Here is a 20,785-nt window from a genome sequence, read left to right on the forward strand (position 1 = left end):
CCGCTTCCAGGAGATCGCCGATGACCAAGGACCGCCTGTTCGTGCTAGATACCGACTGGACCGACCCTGCTTATGGCGGCGAACGGCGCTTTTATTGCAAGGACTGCGTCACCGTCGAAGGACTGCTCGCCGCCTTTCCCGAACGCGCCGGCAGCATCGAAGTGATCCGCCTCGCCTGGCCGCGCCCCCGCGCTGCGTTGGTCGAGGCGATCGGCGAAGCCAACCAGAACCTGCCTGCGCTCGTCTGGACGCAGGCCGACGGCAGCACCGCCTTCGTCAACGACCAGTCCGGCCTGCTGCGCGCGCTCCACGAGCGCCATGGCTTCCCGGAGCCGCATCCATGACTATCAATGTAGGATTTCGCGTGGTTCACTGCATCGCCATGCAGCCGTCCAACGCCTTGCCGCACCTCGCGCCACCCTTTGTGCACGAAGCAGGGAAACCGCGCGAAGACCGCAACTTCCTCAACTTCACTTTGGCTGGAAAACCCGGCTTCAGCCGCCGCATCCTTGGAAACCCGCCGTTTCCAAATCGCAACTTCCTCAACTTCACATCCAACCAAATGGTTGTTTCAAAATGATCGCTTCGCTCCTGATCGCCAATCGCGGTGAGATCGCCTGCCGAATCATCCGCACCGCGCGGGCGATGGGCATCCACACGGTTGCCGTCTATTCGGACGCCGACGCGAACGCGCTGCACGTCCGCCAGGCCGACGAAGCCGTGCATATCGGCCCGTCGCCCGCGCGCGAAAGCTATCTGGTCGGCGAAAAGATCATCGCCGCCGCCCAGGCGACCGGCGCGGAGGCGATCCACCCCGGCTATGGCTTCCTCTCGGAAAACGCCGATTTCGCGCAGGCCGTGCTCGACGCCGGCTTGATCTGGGTCGGCCCCAAGCCCGACAGCATTCGCGCGATGGGCCTGAAGGACGCCGCCAAGGCGCGGATGATCGCCGCCGGCGTGCCCGTCACCCCCGGCTATCTCGGTGAAGACCAGTCGCCGGCACGTCTACAGGCGGAAGCCGATACGATCGGCTATCCCGTGCTCATCAAGGCTGTGGCCGGCGGCGGCGGCAAAGGCATGCGCCGCGTCGACGATCCGGCGCAATTCGCCGAGCTGCTGCAATCCTGCCAGCGCGAAGCCGCCTCGTCGTTCGGCGACGATCGCGTGCTGCTGGAAAAATACATTCTCAGCCCACGCCACATCGAAGTGCAGGTATTCGGCGACAGCCACGGCAATGTCGTCCACCTGTTCGAACGCGACTGCTCGCTCCAGCGCCGTCACCAGAAGGTGATCGAGGAAGCCCCCGCCCCCGGCATGGACCCAGCCACGCGCGAAGCGCTCTGCGCCGCCGCCGTGCGCGCCGCGCAAGCGGTCGATTATGTCGGCGCCGGCACGATCGAGTTCATCGCCGACGCATCCGAAGGCCTGCGTGCCGACCGCATCTGGTTCATGGAAATGAACACCCGCCTCCAGGTCGAGCATCCGGTGACCGAACAGATCACCCGGCAGGACTTGGTGGAATGGCAGCTGCGCGTCGCCAGCGGCGCGCCGCTGCCCAAGCGGCAGGAGGAGTTGTCGATCGATGGCTGGGCGATGGAGGCGCGGCTCTATGCCGAGAACCCGGCCACTGGCTTCCTGCCTAGCACCGGCCGCTTGGAGCATCTGCGCCTGCCGAAGAAGGCGCGCATCGAAACCGGGGTAGAGCAAGGCGGCAGCGTGTCGCCCTTCTACGATCCGATGATCGCCAAGATCATCGTGCACGAGGCCGACCGGATCGAAGCGATCGAGGCGCTGTGGGACGCCACGACGGAGGTCGAGGTCTGGCCGGTGCGCACCAATGCCGGCTTCCTGGCCCGCATCTGCGGCGATGAGGATTTTCAAACCGGCGACATCGACACCGGACTGATCGAACGCCGCGGGGAAATGCTGACCAGGCCACCCGAACCGCAGCACGACCACCTTCGCGACGTCGCCTCGGCGCTTGCTGCCCGTCCAGCCTCGGGCGTGTGGGATGCGGCCGTCGGCTTCCGCGCCAATGCGCCGGCACGCAGCGAGGTGCACATCATCGACGATGCCGGCACCGTCCATGCCGTAGCGGACGGGTTTCCAAATGACGGCGAACCGCAGGAGGAAGTGGTCAGCTTCTTCCTTGGCGATGGCCGCGGCTTCCGGCTCCATCAACCCCGCGGCAGCGGCGCAGGGACAGCTTCAGACGGCGCGCTTCTCGCGCCGATGCCGGGCCGTATCACCGCCGTGGAAGCCGAGCTGGGCGCCAGTGTCACCAAGGGCCAGCGCCTCATCACGCTCGAAGCCATGAAGATGGAGCACAGCCTCGTCGCCCCTTTCGACGGCACGATCGCCGAGTTGAACGCCGAAGCCGGCGGCCAAGTCAGCGAAGGCACGCTGCTGGTGAAGGTCGAACGCGCCGAATAAACCGAGGCGGCTCCCCGGCCTCCGCCGGGGAACAAGAGGGGGAACATGACAGACCACCGAACCGGGCCAGCCGCGCTCATCATCCGTACCGCGAGCCGCGAAGACCTCCCCGCCATCCTCGCCATGCTGGCCGAAGACACGCTCCCGGCCGACCGTGAGACCGACCCGGCCGATCCGCGCTACCTCGCCGCGTTCGACGCGATCGACGCCGACCCCCACCAGTTGCTCGTCGCCGCCGAGCTGAACGACCAAGTCATCGGCACGCTCCAGCTCAGCTTCTTCCCCGGCTTGTCGTTCCGCGGCGCCTGGCGCGGCCAGATCGAGGCGGTGCGTATCGCCAGCAACCTGCGTGGCCGCCGCTATGGCGAACAGCTTATCGCCTGGGCGGTCGAGCGCTGCCGCGAGCGGGACTGCTTCCTGGTCCAGCTAACCTCGTCCAACGAACGCACCGACGCCCACCGCTTCTATGAACGGCTCGGCTGGGCGAAGAGCCACACCGGCTCCAAACTGAAACTGAAGGATGCCCAATAATGCCCGGACGTTTCTTCGACGAATGGCAGGTCGGCGATGTCGTCTGCCACGATCTGCGCCGCACGGTAACGGAGACCGACAATCTCCTCTTCACCACCCTCACCCACAACACCCAGCCGCTGCATCTGGATGCAGAGGCGGCGCGCGCGTCGGAGTTCGGCCAAATCCTGGTCAACGGCACCTACACGTTCAGCCTGATGATCGGCATCACGGTTGGCGATACCACTGCCGGCACGCTGGTCGCCAATCTCGGCTATGACCAGCTGCGCATGCCCAAGCCAGTGTTCCTGGGCGACACGCTGCGCGCCGAAAGCGAAGTGATGGAACTCCGCCCCTCCAAGTCACGCCCTGGCCAAGGCATCGTCACCTGGCAGCACCGCATGCGCAACCAGCGTGACGAACTGGTTTGCGAGTGCCTCCGCTCGGCGCTGCTGCGGAGCCGCCCGGCCTGAAGCGCGTTGGATCGGACAAGGAGAGAACGCCATGACCGACTCCAACCGCGCGCCGCTGAACGACACGCCTGAACTGCGCGAGGAAGCCACCGCCGCGCACCAACTCACCGCCGACGAACCGATGGGAGACGTGCCCGCCGGTGGCGGGCTTGGCGGGCAGAGCGCGGCCGACGGCGCGCCCGGCGCCACCCTGCCGGATCAGGCCGCAACGCCCAGCAACCCCGCCAGCCCGGCAGTCGCCGGCGACGCCGCGTCGCTGCGCGCGCAGGACGAGGCCAAGCACCTGTCAACCGGCGCCGCCGAGCCCAAGCCCGTTCCGGGCCAGTGACGCACGTCGGGGTTGCGATCATCGGCGGCGGCGCGGCGGGCATCGCCACCCCGCGCACCCTCATCGATGCGGCCAAGAACATGCTGCTGCCGGAAGCCAAGGACCGCCTCGGCGTCGTGCCCATACCATATGGACGCACGGCCTGCCGCTCGACCTGGGCGCCGGCTGGCTCCACTCCGCCGAGCAGGGCCCCTGGGTCGCCATCGCCGAGGCGGAAGGCTATGGCGCACTGATCGCTCGCCACGCCGCCGGCGCGCGCGTGGTGCTGGGCACCCCCGTCACGCAAATCAGCGGCAGTGCCAAGGTCCTGCGCATCGACACGCCACGCGGTCGCTTACCCCCGACGCCGCGATCATCGCCGTCTCGGCCAACATCCTCGCTGCCGGCGCGATTGGCTTCGACCCGAGCCTCGCCGACACGCTTCACGCCGCCGCCGGCCTCCCGCTCGGCCTGGCCGACAAGAAGCGCGGCGTTCCGGAGAGCGCCGCCGTCCCGAGCGTCCTAATAATCCCGCGAGTAGCGCAGGCTCACGCTCGATCCGCCGAACGAGCCGGTCTGCGACAACAGGCTGAGCGCGCGGCTAAGCGCGATCTCCAGCTGCGTCGCGGTGAAGCCGCGGGCATCGGTGATGATCTCGATATAGATGTCATCGGTGATGTATTTGCCCGCCGCCAGCGACGTTCCCCGTCCGCTGTTCTCGTCGGCGCCTAGGATACGGAGCCGGTCGATTCCGGTCGCCGATTTCAGCGTGCCCAGCGGGTTGAGCCCGCCACCGCCCGAGCCGCGCAGCGAATTGACCGCCGCCGCCAGCTGAATCGCCTCGGTCGCCGAAAGGTTCGTCACGTTGGTCCCGAAGAACAGCCGCGCGAGCACTTCCTCCTGTGGCAGGTTCGGCGAGGAGGTGAAGGCAATCTGCGGCTGCTGCGCGGTGCCCGACACGTTCAGCGTCGCAGTGATGCCCTCTGCCGTGGTACTCGCGGCGATGTCCACATTGGGATTGGTCAGCTGGTTGCCCTGGAAGCTGATCGTCCCGCGCTCCACTTCGAACCGCCGGCTGGCGAAGCTGTACGTGCCGCGTACGATCTCCAGTTGGCCGCGCACCTGCGGCGCCGCGCTCGTGCCGCCAACAGCGATCCGCGCGCTCCATTCGGATTCCAGGCCCATGCCTGATACGAACAGGCGATTGTCCGCCCGCACCCGGATGTTGAGGTCGAACGTGCCCGCCGCCCGCGACGGCTGGTTCTGCTGCCCGCTGCGGTTGTCGTTCGCCGCAAGCTGGCTGCGCCGGCGAATGCCGGTCAGCTCGGGCACCTCGGCAGCACCCTGGCGAATGATCTCATAGCGCGCTTCCGGGATCGTCAGATTGCCTTCGATCTTCGAAACCTGCGCGTTCTTGGTCACGGTAATGCGGCCGGTCGCAGTGGCCCCCAGCGCCTCGCCGCGGGCAAGCTGCGCATTGTCGAGGTCCGCGGCGAGGTCGATCGGATAGCCACTGTCGGCGGAAAGCCCAACCCGCCCTTGCGCACGCACGGTGCCGTCGCCCGCGCGCGCGGTCATGCTGTTGAGGATGAGCGCGTCGTTGGAAAAGCGCCCATCGATCTTGATGTTGGTCAGGCGGGTGCCATAGCTTTCGTTGGTATAGGTCAGGTCGTCGGCACGCACGACGCCGGTCAGCTGCGGCGCATTGACCCGGCCCGAAAAGTCCGCCGCCAGCCCCACTGCCCCGGTCAGCTGCTGGTTGGGCAGCCCGGCCAGGGAGAACGGCACTGCCGCCGGACCGTTGTAGCGCACGCCACCCGAAAGCGGCGCGGCCATCAGCCGCTGCGTCCAGCTTCCCGCGCCCGGCCCCAGCGGCCGCAGCGTCGCGACCAGCCGACCGATCGTGGTCGTGCCTCGCTTGATGATCGCCCGCGCGTCGCCACCGTCCGGCAACAGCTTGCCGACAAAGTCGAAATCAACCGGCGTGGACACCGTCGCAAGGCTTGAGCGCGTGAACTCGTCGATCCGCAGCCGGGCATCGGCGCTCGGGAACCCGGTGCCGTTCGCCTGCGCGAAGTCCAGGCTGCCGGTGGCGGTGCCGCCCAGGCCCAGGCCGGGTACGAAGCCGTTCACCACTGCTAGGTCGAGCCGGCCGAGCCGCGCCTGCACCGCCATGCCTTTGCCATAGCTGCCGGCGAGCCTGAGCGTGCCCTGATCGAAATCGAGCTGTGTCGGCAACAGCCGGTACCCGCCGTCCCGCACGGCGATCCGCGCCGGTGCGGCGGTGCGGAAACGGATGCCGCTACCCTGCCCCTGAAGCGCGACCAGCCATTGCGTGGGCGAGAGCTGCGCGTTGGCGGCGATCCGGAACGGCACCCCGGACGAACCATTCGCCACCATCTGGGCGGTACCGCTGCCGCCCTGATAGTTGATCTTCGCACGTGCGGCCTGGAGCACGAACTGGCCGCTGCGCAGGTTCGCGATCTGCGCGTCGGCAACGATTTGGGGCGTGTCGGTCAATACCACGCTGGCGCTCACCAGCGCCCGACCGATGGCGAACTCCTCCATGCCCGGGATGGCGGCATTAAGCGCCCGCGCCTGAATGTCGGCACGCTGCACGCCCGCCTGGTTCCCCAGATCGGCGCTGCCCACAATGCCCGATCCATCGAACGTCACGCGGCCTGCAAAGGGTCCGGCCGCGGTCTGCTGGAGGCGCCCGGCGATCTCCATGCCGGCGAAGTGCGCCCGCTCGATGTCGACGGCCAACGCGCCGCCCGTGCGCACCAGCACATTAGCGTCAAACGGCCCGTATTTCGTGCCGCCCGTCGCGGTGATGGCGTAGGCATTCCCGCGCCCGCGCACCCGTGCTTCCAGGTCGGCTAGCCCCACGCCCAGCCCGGGCCGGGGCATCCGCAGCAGCACTTCCGGCGCAGTGAGCGTGCCGCTCACCCGTGCGGTCATCGGTCCATATTGGGTGGATTCCGCGTTCGCGTTGACCAGCAACGGTCCGCGCGGATCATAGCGGCCCGAGCCGCTGGTGACGCGGAACTGCGGTGCGCGTAGGCGCACATTGTCGAAGGTTATGATGCCGGTCGGGCTCAAGCCGACCCGTGCCGACGCGACGGCGTTGCCGCCCAGGAAGTTTCGCGCCGCTTCGTTGGTGATCCGCCGCGTCTCGGCCGCCACCTGGCCGCGAATGCCCCAACCGCCACCGGGCGCTGCGTACAGCTCGGCATCGGTCTTCAGGTTGACGATGCCGACGCCGTTGATCTCGTAATCGTTGATCCGCCCCTTCAGCGCGCCCGTATAGCGCCCCTCGCTCATGTCGGCGGCGATGACCGCCGTCGCGTCCACACGGTCAGAGCGTAGCCGCAGATTGTCCGACAAGATCTGGTCGCCCGAAACGGCCAGGACGCCGGCAATGCTGAGGTTGGTCACCAGCCCGCCCGCGGCCGCGTTCAGTCCCGACACCCGCGCCGCGCGAGCGCGGATTGGTATCAAGATGCGGTCGGCGTCCACTCGCGCCCGCCCTTCGGCATAGACCTGTTCGACCGCGGTCTCGCCAAAGCCAAGCCGCGCCGCGCGGATCTTGTAGTCCACGACCGGGGTGGCGAAGGCGCCGTTCAGCGCCAGCGCCGCGCGCACGTCGCGCCCGTTCAGATTCGGAGCGATCGCCCCCGGCGTCAGCAGCAGCGCATCGATGTTGAAGTTGCCGAACCGATTCTGGCCCAGGTCGATAAGCCCCTTGGCTTCCACCGACAGCGCGTCCGATCGGAATTTGTAGGTGCCGTTCACCTTGCGGTCGGCAAGCACGGCGTCCGCTTCGATGTTGAGCTGCGGCGTCGTGAGCCGCTCGACCGGCCCTTCCATATACACGCCGGGATAGGCCGGCCCGCGCAGCTGGAAACGGCCACTCTGAGCGATCAGGCTCAGGTCGGCGAGCTGCCGCCCGCCCAGCGTGCCCACCGCACGGCCACGCCAATCCTTCCAGCTTCCCTTGCCGCCAACGGTCAAGGTCACCGGGCGATCCAGCCCAGCCAGCCCAGCCAGCCCGGCCACTAGGCCCTTGGCCGGCGCGTCGAGCCGCATATCGATGTCGAGCTTGTTCTGTGCAGGCACCGCGTCAAGCTTCAGCGTCACGCGGTCGCCGCCCGCTACGCCGGGCGCGGCGATGGTGCCGGCATCGGCGTTCAGCTGTGCGCGTCCATCCGCCAGATGCGCGCTGCCGCGCAACGATGCGATATGCCGTTGCCCATCCACCGCGGGCGCAACGTCGATGCGGGCGATGTCGAGGCGCCCGATATCCAGATTTATATCGGGCAACAGCGGCGCATTGGGGTCGCTCGGCGTCTGATTCAGCTCGGGCAGCCGCAAAATGCGGACCTCCGGGCTGGTCAGGCTGCGGACGTCGATCTGGCTGTGGAGATAGCTGAACGGCCGCCAATCCACGGCAAGTTCCTTAGCCGATGCGAACACGCCCTTGGGATCGCGCACCTGCACATCGCGCAGCACCATAGCGCCGTACAGCGAGCCCTCGATCCGGCCCACTTGGAAATTCAAGCCAGAAGCCAGCGTAAACTTGTTGATCTGCTTGACCAAAAGGTCGCGGCCCGGCTGGGTGTTGATCCCCAGCACCAGCGCACCCAACAGCAGCACCACGCCGCCAACGACAATCGCGGACCATTTCGCCACGCGCTGCCACAGCGGCGGCTTGACCACGACGTGCCTGATCGGCGTGCCCTGCTCTACGGTCTCGGGTGCGTCCGACGCCATCAGAATGCTTGTCCGATCGAGATGTAGAGCGCCACCTTGGACTCGTTGGGCTTCCGGTTCATCGGCGTGGCGATGTCGATGCGCAGCGGCCCGAAATTGGTATAATATCGCGCGCCGACCCCCAGGCCGAGGCGGATGTCCTTCAGCGTCGGAGTGACGCCTTCATAGACTTGCCCTGCGTCCACGAACGGCACGATGCCGAAATTGCCGAAGCGGTAGCGCGCTTCCAGCGCGAACTCATTGAGCGAACGCCCGCCCACCGGACGGTCGTCGGGCGACCGGGGCCCGAGCTCCTGATAGCCGAAGCCCCGCACCGATCCGCCGCCGCCGGCATAATAGCGCCGGGAGGGCGGCAGGTCGTCGCGGCCGATGCCCGGGATCGATCCGAACCGCGCGCGCCCCGCCACCACGATGCTGGAGCTCACCGGCTGGTAAATCGTGCCTTCCAGCATGAGCCGTGCATAAGGCCGAGCCGCGCCGCGCACCGAAGTTTCGGGGCTGACATTCGCCTTTAGGCGGAAGCCGCGCGTCGGATTCAACAGATTGTCCGACGTGTCGTAGCCGAGGAAGGTCGGCAAAGCCGCGATCAGCCAGGTGCCGCGGTCACGCTCGCCGGCATTGAAATTGTACCGGTCCTCGTTTGATCCGACCAGTTCGGCGCCATAGAAATAGGTCCAGCGCTTTTGCCAGATTGGCGTGGAATCACGCGACCACCGCACCGACAACGTGCCGGTGTAGGATTCGAACGCGGCGTAATCGGAATGGTTGATCGCCGCCTGCGCCTGGAAGGTGCGGTCGCGCTGCCCGGCGTTGGAGCGGCGGAAGGTAGCGGACACCCCCTGTTCCTGCGTGCCGAGCACACCGCTGGCGATGAGCGCCCCTTCGTCAGGGAACAGGTTGCGGTGAGTCCAGCTGCCTTCGGCGCGGAGCCCCTGGCCGGTGCTGTAGCCGATCTCGCCGGCCAGCGTGCGGGCGCGCCCGGCGGTTTGGCGGACGAGCAGGTTAACGACTTCAGTGCCCTCTGGACCCGGTTGGCCCGTGCGCACGGGCTCGACCGACACCGTGGAGAACAGGCTGGTCGCGACCAGCGCCTGGCGCAGATCGTCGACTTTGCGCGTGTCATAGATGTCGCCCGGCTTGTAGCGCCGCAACAACTCGATGTGATCGACACCGAATACCTGCCGCTGTCCCTCGCTCACGATCCGGCCGAAGCTGGCGCGTTGCCCCACGTCCACTGGCAGCGTGTACTCGCCGAAATGGGTTTCCTCGTCGAGCAGGATGTCGCGCTGCCCAACCTTGGTAAAGGGATAGCCCTGTTGCGGCAGCCGCAGGCTGACATTCGCTTCTGCCGCCTGGATGCGGACGGCGTCGATGGGATCCCCGGGGTTCAGGTTCAGCTCGCGGTCGACCAGGCCGGCAGGCACCGTGGGACCCGCGTCGATCAGGACGCTGCTCAGCCGATAAAGCTTACCCGGCGTAGCGGCGATCGTCGCGCGCACCCGGCCCGAGTTGCGCGGCGTCTGCTCGATGGTCGATACCGCGGTGCCGTCATAATAGCCCAGCGAGTGCATCAAACGCACCGCAAGCGCCTCGTCCTCGCGCGCCCGCGCCGAAATCATCGCCGCGTTGGCCGCTTCGCCATCGCCTTGCTCCAGCGCCGACAACGCGCGGAACTGGCCGTTCAAATTGACGGCATCCAGCCCTTGCACGACCGTGGTATAGTGGATCGTGCCAGCCTTTTCCGCTTCCAGCCCTTCGATCTTCACCGGCTCGACGCGAAATTCGGACAGCGCCGGCAGCGGTTGCGCAAATTCGGGCGACTCGGCTGCGGGCGCGGCGAAGCTACCCTCGACCTGATTGGTAACCTGGGCAGGCGCGGTGGGCGTGGCGGTGGAACCCGTCTTGAACCCGTTCATTGATTCCAGCGGCGCGTTAATGTCGCCGCTCAGCGAGGGCAGCGCGGCGTTGAACTCCGCGTCCGGCACGATCTGCTCGTCCGACGATGGCGTGGTGCTATCCGGATCGGCTTCCTGATCGGCGGGCACAGGCGCAGGTGCCGGAGCGCCCTGCCCCGGTGTCGGCGCGTCAATCTGCGCGCATGCGACGCCGGGCAGGACTGCAGATCCTGCCAGCGCGGCAATCCAAACCGCCTTCACCCCTTTGATCACGCGCCTCCTCAGGAGCCGCGTAAACCCCGGCCCTCTCGCATCCGTAACGACTTGTTTTTCATTTTGCTCCCACCAACCGGAAAAAAGCAGTGGATTGCGTGGAACTTACCTCACGCCGGGTCGTCAGCGATCGTCGTCGAGGCCGCCGGCGGCCGCTTCCACGCGCTTCAACATCGCAAGCAGCTGCTCGCGCTCGGCGGGGCTGAACACGTCGAACATTCGCCGTTCAAGCTCCAGCGCTTTCGGCGCGACCTGCTCGTACAGCGCGATGCCGTCGAGCGTCAGCGTCAGCAGGTGCGACCGTTGGTCGTCCGGGTTGGCGGCACGCGCGATCAGCCCGCGTTCGGCGAGAGCAATGGCCGCGCGGCTCACCGTCACCTTGTCCATCCGCGTCCGCCCGCACAGCGCCTGCTGGCTCATCGCCCCGCCCTCCGCAAGCACCGTCACCAGCCGCCATTCGGGGATACGCAGCCCGAATAACTTGCGATAGGCGGTCGCTACCGCGTCGGAGACAGCGTTGGATGCGAGCGACAGGCGATAGGGCAGAAAATCGTCTAGTTTCAGCGTCGACATTTCTGCTTCTTTGCCAAGCCTGCCGCTCAACGCAACTGACAACGTTGGCGGGTTGCAATTCTTGCAATGATACCGATACCACTTAGCACTTGCGACAATGTCCGCTGCGATGCAGAAAGATCGGGCCTTTCAGGCATCCTCTCCTAAGACTTTCCAGGCCGTCCTCCGGGGCGGCCTTTTTTTATCTGTTTAACGCCTGTAGCACCCAAGCGGGGAACGCCGCCGCCGCCAGCAGCACGCCAAAGGGCAGCGCGTCTCCGCCACTCATCCGCCGCCCGGCCAGTCGCAACACCCCCACCGCGGCCAGCCCAATTAGGCAAGCGATCAGCAGCACGCCAGGCAATGCGTGCCAGCCCAGCCACAAGCCGATCCCGCCGAACAGCTTGGGGTCGCCGCCGCCAAGTCCGATCCGGCCTCGCGCCTTGCGATACCCTTGCGCCACCAGCCACAGCAGCGCGAACCCAGCCACACCGCCGATAAGCCGCGCCTCGAGCGAGGGCGCCAACCCGCCTGCCGCCGCCACCAGCCCAGCCGCCGCCAGCGCACCGGTCGCCAGGTTCGGCAGCCACCACGCCGCCAGGTCCAGCGCCGCCAGCGTCAGCAGCAGCCATCCGAACACCGCTCCGCCCACGCCTTCCACGCCCGGCGCGGCCAGCCCCGCTGTCACGCCCACCGCCAGCCCTAGCAGTTCAACCGCCAAATGGCTCGGCGCGATCGCCGCGCCGCACGCGCGGCACCGCCCACGCTGCGCCAGGTAGCTCGCCACCGGCACCAACTCATGCGGCCGCAGCACCGTGCCACACCCGTCGCACGCCGACCGCCCGCGGGAAATCGCCCGCCCCTCGGGCCAGCGGATCGCCAGCGTTGCGATGAAGCTGCCGAACACCAGCCCCAACAGCCCCAGTCCCGCCGGCCAGAGCCAGGGTTCACCCATGCTGCGGCGCACGTTTGCGGATCAGATATCGGAACACGCCGAAGCAGTTGATGCAGATAAGCACCAGGTTCTGCGTCAGCAGCGGCTCGTCGTCGGACAGGAACGCGCCGGTGATCCAGGCTATGCTCGACGTCACGAACAGCACGAATCCCCACCCGGTCAGCCGCCGCCCCAGGTCCAGCGAAACCATGAAGCAGGCGATGATCCCGCTGATCGAGGCATACCATTTGCAGACGTCGATAAGGTTCATGGCGGACGCTTCCTTGGCGGGGCGCCACCGCTTTTGCAAACGGGTGCCCGGGTCACTAGATCGGCCCAAACACATGAGAGGATCCAATATGTCCGCCGACGACATCGTCATCGCTTCCTATGCCCGCACCCCGATGGGCAGCTTCCAGGGTTGCCTCACCGGCGCGAGCGCTACCGACTTGGGCGCAACTGCGGTCGGCGCGGCGGTGGAGCGCGCCGGACTGAAGGGCAATGCGATCGAGCGCATCTATATGGGCTGCGTGCTGCCCGCCGGGCTTGGCCAGGCGCCCGCGCGGCAGGCGGCGCTGAACGCCGGCCTTCCCGACCATATCGAGGCCACGACGATCAACAAGATGTGCGGATCGGGGATGCAGGCCGCGATCATGGCCGCCGACGCGCTGGCCGCCGGCTCGGTCGATCTGCTGGTCGCCGGCGGCATGGAGAGCATGACCAACGCGCCCTACCTGTCGCTCCGCCACCGCAGCGGCGCGCGCATCGGCCATGACGTGATGAAGGATCATATGTATCTCGACGGGCTCGAAGACGCCTATGAGCCTGGCAAGCTGATGGGTAATTTCGCCGAGGAAGTGGCGCAGGAATATCAGTTCACCCGTCAGGCCCAGGACGATTTCGCGATCCGCTCGCTCGAACGCGCGCAGCGGGCGCAGAAATCCGGCGCCTTCGACCGCGAGATCGTGCCCGTGGAAGTGAAGGGCCGCAAGGGCAGCACCACCATCACCTTGGACGAGCAGCCCGCCAAGGGAGACGTCGCCAAGATCCCGACACTCAAACCTGCCTTCTCCAAGGAAGGCACGATCACCGCCGCCAACGCATCGTCCATCTCCGACGGTGCCGCCGCCTTGGTAATGACGCGCCGCAGCGTCGCGGACAAGCTCGGCCTCACGCCCATCGCGCGCGTGGTCAGCCACGCTGCCCACGCCCATGCGCCCGCCCGCTTCACCACCGCCCCGGTGTTCGCCATGCAAAAGGCGCTCGACAAGGCGGGCTGGAAGGTCGGCGATGTCGACCTGTTCGAAGTCAACGAAGCGTTCGCCTGCGTCGCGATGATCGCGGTCAAGGAACTTGGGCTTTCGGAAGACGTGCTCAACATCCATGGCGGCGCCTGCGCCCTAGGCCACCCGATCGGCGCCAGCGGCGCCCGCGTACTCGCCACGCTCCTCTCCGCGCTCGAAACCATCGGCCAGAAGCGCGGCCTCGCCTCGCTCTGCATCGGCGGCGGCGAAGCTACCGCGATGGCCGTAGAACTGCTGGTTTAAACCGGCGAATCCAGGCCTCAATCAAACCTGCCCGGCACGGGGAGGGGGACCATTGCGCAGCGATGGGGGGAGGGGCCACCGCAGTACGCGGCGGTGAACCACCCACACCGCTTTACGCCTCGGCCCCTTCCCCGCCGGGGAGGTTCAAAAGCCCCCTCGCCCCCCTAGGATCAGGTCATCGACCCTGCTGCTCTCGGGGAGAAACCATCTTCACCCCACCGTCTCGCCCGGATCGGTCCCCCAGATCCGCGACTGCTCCACATAGCCGCCGCCATGGCCTTCGACCTCGAACCAGCACCAGCCATTCGTGCACTTGCTGATCGAGCCGATGACGCCGGGCGCGGCGCGCCAGTTCACATGCCCCTCGGGACTGGGCGTCGATCGCATCTCCACCACGCTCCCGCGCACCATCGCCGTGCGCGCTTCGTTCAACAGCACGCGCAGCATCCATCCCTGCGTGCCGTCCGGATCTTCGATCTTGCGCCACTCGCCATAGACATCGACCACCTTCACCGGCAGCAAACGCCGCTGGTAGAGCCAGTTACCAGGATAGTTGCGCCCCGGCCCTGTGCGCATAAGCGCCTTGGATGCCTTGATTGACACATAATAAGGCGGCTTGCGCTGCGCCCAGGCCGGCAGCGCAAGCCCCACCACTAGTGCGGCCATCGCCAACCAAGTCCCGAACCGCACGCGCTTTCTGTCCATGCCGTTCCCTACCGCTTCGGTGCAGGACGCTTCAACCATGCAGTTGGAGGGTCGAGTGGGCGATCATCGTCAGGCGATCTCGATCCGCACGCGCTGAACGCCCGCGGCAACCTCCACTTCCACAATGCGTGGCGGCACAGGTTTTCGCTCTACGCTGAGGCTCCCGTCACGTTCGATACGGGCCTCGGCGATCTCCTCCACCCGCACATAGCTTTTGGCTCGCAAGTCCTCGTCGAGATCGCGGTGCGTCAGATGGGCGGCACGCAATGTGGGTTCATCCACCACCCCGTCGCGAATGACGACGCGGCTGTGCCCCTTCACCATGCTTCCAAAACCATGCCAGCGCAGCGCAATTGCGGAGAACAGCCAGTGCAATGCCAGCAGCGTCGCGACGCCCGTCAGGGCGGGGCCAAGCGGTGCGTTCCCCGTGATCGCGCGGCTCGCGACCGATCCGACGATGATGCCGACGATCACGTCGAACGCCGTGCCGCGGCCCATGAAACGTTTCTTGCCGAACCGCACGATCATCAGCGTGACAGCATATACGATTGCCACCCGCGCGGCGACTTGCAGGGGGCCGAGGTCGCTGGCCTCCTGCCCCAGTCCTAACGCTGCAATCCACGCTTCGTGCACATTCATGGCGATCACCGGCATCATTCAGATGCCGGTGAAACTCACGAAACCCAATTAGGTGCAGTCACCTGCCGCCAGGCCAGCATTAATCGCCGGTAAGGATCCGGTCGACCAGTTGCTTTACGCTCGGCACGAACCCGTTCGAATAGAAAGGATCGCGCTTGAAATTATATGCGGCGTGGCCGGCGAACATCAGGTTCTGGTCGGTTGGGCCACCATGGGCGATGTCCTGCAGCGTCTTCTGGATACAGAAGCTGCGCGGATCGGCCAGCCGACCGGTCGAGTTGGTCTCGGTATCCGCCCAGCTCGAGAAAGAACATTGGCTCAGACACCCCATACAGTCGGCCTGGTCCTTGCGGATCACCTGCTGCTCTTCGGGGGTCACGAACACCAGTGTATTGTCGGGCGTCTTCAGCGCGGAGGTATAGCCTAGCCCGAACCATTCGCGCGCGCGCAGCAGATCGTTGCGCGTCACCCAGAAATTCTTGCCCTTCACGCCCACGTCGAGCTGAAAGCTGTGGTCGCCCGCAGCTTCGGTCGAATACGGAATCTGCCGTTCGGAGCGCGCCTCCAGGTTACGCAGGAACGGGTTACGCACCGCGCTAGAATAAAAGCCCGTCGGCGAGAAGCGGTGCAACAGCACTTCGCCTTCCTCGATTTCCGTCAGCTTCTGCTTCCACTCCTGCGGGATCGGGCTTTCCTGCGTCAGCAGCGGGCGGGTGCCGAACTGGAAGGCGATCTTGCCCAGTTCGGGGTTGTCGATCCAGTCGTTCCAGTCGCGCAGATACCAGACGCCGCCCGCCATCACGATCGGCACGTCGTCGGGAATACCGCCCTCGCGCATCGTGTCCCGCAGCGCCTTCACGCGCGGATACGGGTCCTGCGGTGCCAAGGGGTCCTCGGCGTTGGACAGGCCATTATGCCCGCCCGCTAGCCACGGGTCTTCATAGACTACCGCAGCCAGCCACTCCTGCGCCTTGGAATAGGCCCGCTTCCACAGCGCGCGAAACGCACGGCCCGAACTCACGATCGGCAGGTAAGAGACGTTGTACGACGCCGCGATCTCGCTCAGCTTGTACGGCATGCCGGCACCACAGGTGACGCCTGCCACCATGCCGCGGGTACGCTCCAGCACGCCGTGCAGCACCCGCTGCGCGCCGCCCATCTCCCACAGCACGTTGATGTTCACCGCGCCCTTGCCGCCGGCGATCTCATACGCGCGCTTCACTTGCTCCACGGCGCCTTCAATGGCGTATTGGACCAGTTCCTCGTGGCGTTCGCGGCGCGTCAGCGCGCGATAGATTTGGGGGATGATCTTGCCTTCGGCGTCATAGCTGTCGGCATTCACCGCGCTCACCGTGCCGATGCCGCCCGCCGCCGCCCAGGCGCCTGCGCTCGCATGGTTAGTCGCCGCAACACCCTTGCCGCCCTCGACCAGCGGCCACACTTCGCGGCCGTTATAGTTGATGGGCGTCAGACCCTTGAACAATTCCGCCTCCAGCTAAGTTTCATCGTCCGCCTAATCCCGTTTGCCGCAACAAGCGAGGTACATTATTTACCGCAGCACCTCGGGCCTTCCCATCGCGGCACCGTACAACCGCGCATAGGCGCCGATCATCGCGCCCTCGTCGAACAACGCACGGGCGCGCTCGCGGTTCGCCGCGCCGATCTGTTTGGCGTCCTGCGGGTGCTTAGCCAGCGTTTCGATGCGGTCGCGGATCGACACTTCGGACCGGTCAGAGAGGAACTGCTGGTTCGGCTCGGCGACCATTTGCGGGATGTCGCCGACGCGCGGCGCCACGACCGGCAGCCCGGCCGCCATCGCCTCCAGCACCGAAATCGGCGCCTGCTCGCTCTTCGACGACATCGCGAAGATGTCGAACAATCCCATGTAGCGATGGGCCTCCGGCAGGAAGCCCGGCAGGATCACCTGGTCCTCGATCGCCATCGCCTCGGCTGCGTCCAGGATGGTCTGCCGCTCGGGACCCTCGCCGAAGATCACCAGCTTGAAGCGCGCGTTGAGCCCGCCGCACGCCCGCACCAGCATCGGCAGGTCCTTGACGGGGCGCAGCCCCGCGACGCAGGCGATGAACACCTCGCCTTCACGCCGCTTCCGCAGCTGCGGGATCAGCTTGGCGTCCGGCTTGCCGGTGAACAGCCCCGTCGGCACGCCATTGGCGATGCGGTGCACCCGCTCGGGCGGCTGGCGCCAATGTTTCAGCGCCACGCGCTCGAGCATGTGGCTCGGCACCACCAAGCCATTGGCAGCGGGCAACGCGATGCGGCGGTACATATTACGCACCGGGTTCAGCCGCTCGGCCTCGTCGGCGTTGAAGCCATCCTCATGGTGTACGATCGGCGGCAGTCCCTTGCCGAACACTCGGGCGGCCATCACGCCGTCGATCGCGCCCCAATTATAGGTAAGGACCAGGTCGAAGCGCCGCATATAGCGCGCGATCGCTTCGTACCGCTTGACCGACGGCTTGCCCGACAAGGGCGGCGGGTCCTGCGCGATCTCGTATTTGACCCCCTTGGCGATATAAGCTCGCGCTTCCAGCTGGTCGGGCATCGCCGACACGATCGTGTGCCGCGCCTTGTCACCGAACGCGTTCATCAGCCGGATGGCCCGCGCTTCCTTGCCGCCATAGTTGAAGGTCGAATGCAGATGCAGGATGTGGATCGACATGGGAGCGCGCCTTAGCAGATCGCGCGGCCAAGTCATCGCCAAGCCGAATGCCGGCGCGGCGGCGGCGCATAGCTGTCCACCGCACTCGGCCGGTCAGGCGCCGCTGGCAGCAAGCGGCGGGGTCTGCTGATGCTGCACGACGCGCCAGATATCATGTTCCAGCCGGCGCATGGTCGTGGTGCACCAGGCCGTATAGCCCTGCTTGCCCTCGCCCTCCGCTTCAACCTTGTAGGCGATGGTGATCAGCCCTTCCTGTGGGCGCATCACCCGCTGTTCGCTGAACGACACGCTCGACCAGCGCGGTGTGTGTGCCACCGCTTCGATAGCCTGCTGGCTGGTGAAGACAAAGGGCTGCTCGGGCAGGACCATGACGCATTCGTCGTCAATCAATTCGCGATACTGCTTCGCGCCGCCCGTCCACAGGCTTTCCTCGAACGACCAGATTCGATTATCTTCCATTTGGCGTCTCCTCGTGACGGTAACGCAAGCGCGGCGCCGGGCGGAACGTTCCCGCCACGGCCATGACCGGAGCCTGGCGCTCGGCAGCCGGCATCGGCGCGACAATCGGGCAGCGGCTCCACCTTTTCGCTTGCGCCGCTTGGAAAGCCGGTCTAGCAGCGCCCTCCCAAGCGCCCGTAGCTCAGCTGGATAGAGCATCAGACTACGAATCTGAGGGTCGGACGTTCGAATCGTTCCGGGCGCGCCATTCTCCTGATCGTCGGATCCGCCCCTCGCGTATGGCGCGGCCCCTTCAGGATAGGCCGCAGCTTCGATTGGCCTATCGTACGCGCGCCAGCGTCCGCTCCATCGCCGCGATCACTTCGGGCTCGTCCAGCGCCGGTGCGTGGCCGACGCCCGGCACCGTGACCAGTTCGGCATCGTCCAGCCGCGCCGCCATCTTTTCGGCGGCCGGTGCGCTCAGGATATCCGATCGTTCACCGCGCACCACCAGCACCGGTCGCCCGCGCATCGCGTCCAGCGTCGGCCACAGGTCCGGCCCGGCCTCGTTGCCCGGCACCCGGAACGGCTCGGCGATCTTCATGTCGTAATCCAAGACGATCCGCCCAGAGCTGTTCACCCGGTACAGCCGCTTGGCCATGCATAGCCATTCTTCGACGCCATAGCCGGGATAGACATCGCCATGCGCCTCGGCGACATGCCGCGCCGCGTGCATCCAGGTCGGGTGCCACACCGCCTTGCCGACATAGGTCCGGATGCGCGCCAGTCCCGACGGGTTAAGTTCGGGGCCGACATCGTTCAGCACGACCCCCGCCAACCGCGCGCGATCGGTCGCCGCCAGCAGCATGGTGACGATCCCGCCCAACGACGTTCCTACGCTCACGAAGCGCTCGATCGCCAGTTCGTGCACCAGCGCCTCGACATCCTGAAGATAGGTGAGCGGCACATAGCTCATCGGATCCTTGGCGTACGCGCTCTCGCCCCGCCCGCGAAAATCCAGGCACAGCACCCGCCAAGCCCCCGCAAGCCGGTCCGCCAGCATCTCGAAGTCGCGCGCGTTGCGCGTCAGCCCGGGCAGGCACAGGATCGGCGGCTTGTCGGCCGGCCCGGCATAGTCGCGATAATGCAGCCGCAATCCGTCGCGCGACCACCAATATGCATCTGTGTAGTTGCGCCGCTCCGCCATCGACCCCCATATCGCGCTATGGACTTCACTCCGCAACAGGCGATCCTCGAACTCGGCGGCGCCTTCTACGACCCCGTGCAAGCGGCCAACTTCCCCAAAACCGTACTGCGCTTCCGCAACGACCGCGCGGCGGCGCAGGTCGGGCTTGAAGGGCTGAGCGACGATAAGTGGCTTGCCCATTTCGGCCGCTTCGAGCCGCTGCCCGGGGCGCAGCCCCAGCCGCTGGCGCTGCGCTATCACGGCCATCAGTTCCGCGTGTACAATCCCGAGATCGGCGACGGCCGAGGCTTCCTGTTCGCCCAGATGCGCGACGACACCGGGCGCCTCATGGACCTGGGCACCAAAGGCTCGGGCCAGACCCCGTATAGCCGCTTCGGGGACGGCCGACTGACCTTGAAGGGCGCCGTCCGCGAGATTCTCGCTACCGAAATGCTCGAGGCCTTGGGCGTACACACCTCGCGCACCTTCTCGGTGATCGAAACCGGCGAGGAACTCCACCGAAATGACGAACCCTCCCCCACCCGCTCGGCGGTGTTGGTCCGCCTCAACCACGGCCATATCCGCATCGGCACCTTCCAGCGCCTGGCGTACAACCAGGACACCGAAGGGCTGGCAACGCTCACCGCCTATGTCCTGCGCCACTATTACGGTGAAGACGCCGGCGACGACGCCCCCCAGCGCCTGCTTGCCCATGTCGCCCGCCGCACCGCGAAACTAGCCGGCCAGTTCATGGCTGCCGGCTTCGTCCACGGCGTGCTCAACAGCGACAACATCAACGTCACCGGCGAAAGCTTCGATTACGGCCCGTGGCGCTTCACCCCCAGCTGGGCGCCCGCCTTCACCGCGGCCTATTTCGACCAGTCCGGCCTTTATGCCTATGGCCGCCAGCCCGAGGCGATCTACTGGGACGTGATGCAGCTCGCGAGCTCGCTCCGCCTCATCGCAGAGGAAGCGCCGCTGGTCGAAGCGCTCGAAGGCTATGCCCCGGCCTATCACGACGCTGTCACCACTGCGATCCTCTGGCGGCTGGGTGTCCTCCCTCGCGGCGCCGAGCAGGATCGCCCACTGGTCCAGGCGCTCGAATTCGCACTCGGCAGCACCGGCACCCCGCTCGACCGCTTCTACTTCGACGCGTTCGGCGGCCAGCTGCCCGACCATTATGGCGAACCGTTCGCCGAGCTTCGCTCCCAGCTCACCGGCTATCAAGCCCGCAAACCGCGCGACCATCCCTATTGGTCGGGCGATCATCCCTGCGCGATGCTGATCGACGAGGTCGAGGCGATTTGGTCTTCCATCGCCCAGGCCGACGACTGGCAGCCGCTTCAGGACAAGGTCGCCGCCGTTCGCCGCCTCGGCGAAGCGCTCGCCTGAACCGCCAAGGGCTTGGCATTCCCCCCGGATTTCGGGCAAGAGCATCGC

General features: G+C 66.5%; 20 protein-coding genes and 1 tRNA gene. 9 read left to right on the top strand and 12 right to left on the bottom strand.

Going from position 1 to position 20,785, the window contains the following annotated elements; translation table 11 throughout:
* Positions 1–20: 20 nt before the first annotated feature.
* From FHT02_RS03575 to FHT02_RS03600, 6 genes are read left to right on the top strand one after another with little or no spacing between them, the layout of a single operon-like run.
* Positions 21–344, top strand: a complete 324-nt coding sequence (locus tag FHT02_RS03575) for a DUF3088 domain-containing protein (protein ID WP_184084361.1) — start codon at positions 21–23, stop codon at positions 342–344.
* A complete protein-coding gene (locus tag FHT02_RS03580; RefSeq protein WP_184084363.1) occupies positions 341–580 on the top strand; it encodes a hypothetical protein in 240 nt (79 codons plus the stop codon). The genes FHT02_RS03575 and FHT02_RS03580 overlap by 4 nt, the downstream gene beginning before the upstream one ends.
* On the top strand, positions 577–2,433 hold the full coding sequence (locus tag FHT02_RS03585) for an acetyl/propionyl/methylcrotonyl-CoA carboxylase subunit alpha (RefSeq protein WP_184084365.1): 1,857 nt from the start codon (positions 577–579) through the stop codon (positions 2,431–2,433). The genes FHT02_RS03580 and FHT02_RS03585 overlap by 4 nt, the downstream gene beginning before the upstream one ends.
* Before the next feature lie 45 nt (positions 2,434–2,478).
* Complete coding sequence (locus FHT02_RS03590) at positions 2,479–2,964, top strand: GNAT family N-acetyltransferase (protein ID WP_184084367.1); 486 nt, start codon at positions 2,479–2,481, stop codon at positions 2,962–2,964.
* Positions 2,964–3,416 carry a MaoC family dehydratase gene (locus FHT02_RS03595; protein WP_184084369.1) on the top strand — a complete coding sequence of 151 codons (453 nt, stop codon included), beginning with the start codon at positions 2,964–2,966 and terminating at the stop codon, positions 3,414–3,416. The genes FHT02_RS03590 and FHT02_RS03595 overlap by 1 nt, the downstream gene beginning before the upstream one ends.
* Before the next feature lie 31 nt (positions 3,417–3,447).
* The gene (locus FHT02_RS03600) at positions 3,448–3,744 is read left to right on the top strand and encodes a hypothetical protein (RefSeq protein ID WP_184084371.1); all 297 of its coding nucleotides are present in this window, start codon (positions 3,448–3,450) and stop codon (positions 3,742–3,744) included.
* A gap of 219 nt (positions 3,745–3,963) precedes the next feature.
* Here FHT02_RS03600 and FHT02_RS03605 read toward each other — a convergent pair whose 3' ends face one another.
* The 6 genes from FHT02_RS03605 to FHT02_RS03630 form a co-directional block, all read right to left on the bottom strand.
* Complete coding sequence (locus FHT02_RS03605; protein WP_184084373.1) at positions 3,964–4,170, bottom strand: hypothetical protein; 207 nt, start codon at positions 4,168–4,170, stop codon at positions 3,964–3,966.
* A 75-nt stretch (positions 4,171–4,245) separates the two neighbouring features.
* The gene (locus FHT02_RS03610; protein WP_184084375.1) at positions 4,246–8,496 is read right to left on the bottom strand and encodes a translocation/assembly module TamB domain-containing protein; all 4,251 of its coding nucleotides are present in this window, start codon (positions 8,494–8,496) and stop codon (positions 4,246–4,248) included.
* Complete coding sequence (locus FHT02_RS03615; RefSeq protein WP_343056820.1) at positions 8,496–10,664, bottom strand: autotransporter assembly complex protein TamA; 2,169 nt, start codon at positions 10,662–10,664, stop codon at positions 8,496–8,498. Before FHT02_RS03615 ends, FHT02_RS03610 begins: the two co-directional genes overlap by 1 nt.
* Positions 10,665–10,787: 123 nt before the next feature.
* Positions 10,788–11,237, bottom strand: coding sequence for a MarR family winged helix-turn-helix transcriptional regulator (locus FHT02_RS03620; protein ID WP_184084377.1), 450 nt, complete (start codon positions 11,235–11,237; stop codon positions 10,788–10,790).
* 181 nt (positions 11,238–11,418) lie between these two features.
* A complete protein-coding gene (locus FHT02_RS03625; protein ID WP_184084379.1) occupies positions 11,419–12,171 on the bottom strand; it encodes a prepilin peptidase in 753 nt (250 codons plus the stop codon).
* Positions 12,164–12,421 carry a hypothetical protein gene (locus FHT02_RS03630; protein ID WP_184084381.1) on the bottom strand — a complete coding sequence of 86 codons (258 nt, stop codon included), beginning with the start codon at positions 12,419–12,421 and terminating at the stop codon, positions 12,164–12,166. The genes FHT02_RS03625 and FHT02_RS03630 overlap by 8 nt, the downstream gene beginning before the upstream one ends.
* Before the next feature lie 88 nt (positions 12,422–12,509).
* On the opposite strand from FHT02_RS03630, the gene FHT02_RS03635 reads away from it, so the two are divergent.
* A complete protein-coding gene (locus FHT02_RS03635) occupies positions 12,510–13,697 on the top strand; it encodes an acetyl-CoA C-acyltransferase (RefSeq protein ID WP_184084383.1) in 1,188 nt (395 codons plus the stop codon).
* A 210-nt stretch (positions 13,698–13,907) separates the two neighbouring features.
* Here the strand turns inward: FHT02_RS03635 and FHT02_RS03640 are convergent, their stop codons facing one another.
* The 5 genes from FHT02_RS03640 to FHT02_RS03660 form a co-directional block, all read right to left on the bottom strand.
* On the bottom strand, positions 13,908–14,402 hold the full coding sequence (locus FHT02_RS03640) for an SH3 domain-containing protein (protein WP_184084385.1): 495 nt from the start codon (positions 14,400–14,402) through the stop codon (positions 13,908–13,910).
* Positions 14,403–14,471: 69 nt separating this feature from the next.
* On the bottom strand, positions 14,472–15,056 hold the full coding sequence (locus FHT02_RS03645; protein WP_221239295.1) for a DUF421 domain-containing protein: 585 nt from the start codon (positions 15,054–15,056) through the stop codon (positions 14,472–14,474).
* Positions 15,057–15,120: 64 nt separating this feature from the next.
* Entirely contained in the window at positions 15,121–16,524 is a 1,404-nt protein-coding gene (locus FHT02_RS03650) for an NAD(P)H-dependent flavin oxidoreductase (RefSeq protein WP_184084388.1), read from the bottom strand.
* A 66-nt stretch (positions 16,525–16,590) separates the two neighbouring features.
* Positions 16,591–17,721, bottom strand: a complete 1,131-nt coding sequence (locus tag FHT02_RS03655; RefSeq protein ID WP_184084390.1) for a glycosyltransferase family 4 protein — start codon at positions 17,719–17,721, stop codon at positions 16,591–16,593.
* A 93-nt stretch (positions 17,722–17,814) separates the two neighbouring features.
* Positions 17,815–18,180 carry a DUF4440 domain-containing protein gene (locus tag FHT02_RS03660; protein WP_184084392.1) on the bottom strand — a complete coding sequence of 122 codons (366 nt, stop codon included), beginning with the start codon at positions 18,178–18,180 and terminating at the stop codon, positions 17,815–17,817.
* Positions 18,181–18,350: 170 nt separating this feature from the next.
* Here FHT02_RS03660 and FHT02_RS03665 point away from each other — a divergent pair.
* A tRNA-Arg gene (locus tag FHT02_RS03665) sits at positions 18,351–18,427 on the top strand.
* Between the two features lie 72 nt (positions 18,428–18,499).
* Here FHT02_RS03665 and FHT02_RS03670 read toward each other — a convergent pair.
* Positions 18,500–19,366, bottom strand: coding sequence for an alpha/beta fold hydrolase (locus FHT02_RS03670; protein WP_184084394.1), 867 nt, complete (start codon positions 19,364–19,366; stop codon positions 18,500–18,502).
* 18 nt (positions 19,367–19,384) lie between these two features.
* On the opposite strand from FHT02_RS03670, the gene FHT02_RS03675 reads away from it, so the two are divergent.
* Positions 19,385–20,737, top strand: coding sequence for a protein adenylyltransferase SelO family protein (locus tag FHT02_RS03675; RefSeq protein WP_184084396.1), 1,353 nt, complete (start codon positions 19,385–19,387; stop codon positions 20,735–20,737).
* Positions 20,738–20,785: the final 48 nt, after the last annotated feature.

The organism is Sphingomonas xinjiangensis (assembly GCF_014199255.1).
GTDB lineage: Bacteria > Pseudomonadota > Alphaproteobacteria > Sphingomonadales > Sphingomonadaceae > Sphingomonas > Sphingomonas xinjiangensis.

Coding starts and splice junctions, on each gene's coding strand:
- FHT02_RS03575 (WP_184084361.1), top strand. CDS start 21: ATGACCAAGGACCGCCTGTTCGTGCTAGATACCGACTGGACCGACCCT.
- FHT02_RS03580 (WP_184084363.1), top strand. CDS start 341: ATGACTATCAATGTAGGATTTCGCGTGGTTCACTGCATCGCCATGCAG.
- FHT02_RS03585 (WP_184084365.1), top strand. CDS start 577: ATGATCGCTTCGCTCCTGATCGCCAATCGCGGTGAGATCGCCTGCCGA.
- FHT02_RS03590 (WP_184084367.1), top strand. CDS start 2,479: ATGACAGACCACCGAACCGGGCCAGCCGCGCTCATCATCCGTACCGCG.
- FHT02_RS03595 (WP_184084369.1), top strand. CDS start 2,964: ATGCCCGGACGTTTCTTCGACGAATGGCAGGTCGGCGATGTCGTCTGC.
- FHT02_RS03600 (WP_184084371.1), top strand. CDS start 3,448: ATGACCGACTCCAACCGCGCGCCGCTGAACGACACGCCTGAACTGCGC.
- FHT02_RS03610 (WP_184084375.1), bottom strand. CDS start 8,496: ATGGCGTCGGACGCACCCGAGACCGTAGAGCAGGGCACGCCGATCAGG.
- FHT02_RS03620 (WP_184084377.1), bottom strand. CDS start 11,237: ATGTCGACGCTGAAACTAGACGATTTTCTGCCCTATCGCCTGTCGCTC.
- FHT02_RS03625 (WP_184084379.1), bottom strand. CDS start 12,171: ATGGGTGAACCCTGGCTCTGGCCGGCGGGACTGGGGCTGTTGGGGCTG.
- FHT02_RS03630 (WP_184084381.1), bottom strand. CDS start 12,421: ATGAACCTTATCGACGTCTGCAAATGGTATGCCTCGATCAGCGGGATC.
- FHT02_RS03635 (WP_184084383.1), top strand. CDS start 12,510: ATGTCCGCCGACGACATCGTCATCGCTTCCTATGCCCGCACCCCGATG.
- FHT02_RS03640 (WP_184084385.1), bottom strand. CDS start 14,402: ATGGACAGAAAGCGCGTGCGGTTCGGGACTTGGTTGGCGATGGCCGCA.
- FHT02_RS03645 (WP_221239295.1), bottom strand. CDS start 15,056: ATGCCGGTGATCGCCATGAATGTGCACGAAGCGTGGATTGCAGCGTTA.
- FHT02_RS03655 (WP_184084390.1), bottom strand. CDS start 17,721: ATGTCGATCCACATCCTGCATCTGCATTCGACCTTCAACTATGGCGGC.
- FHT02_RS03660 (WP_184084392.1), bottom strand. CDS start 18,180: ATGGAAGATAATCGAATCTGGTCGTTCGAGGAAAGCCTGTGGACGGGC.
- FHT02_RS03670 (WP_184084394.1), bottom strand. CDS start 19,366: ATGGCGGAGCGGCGCAACTACACAGATGCATATTGGTGGTCGCGCGAC.
- FHT02_RS03675 (WP_184084396.1), top strand. CDS start 19,385: ATGGACTTCACTCCGCAACAGGCGATCCTCGAACTCGGCGGCGCCTTC.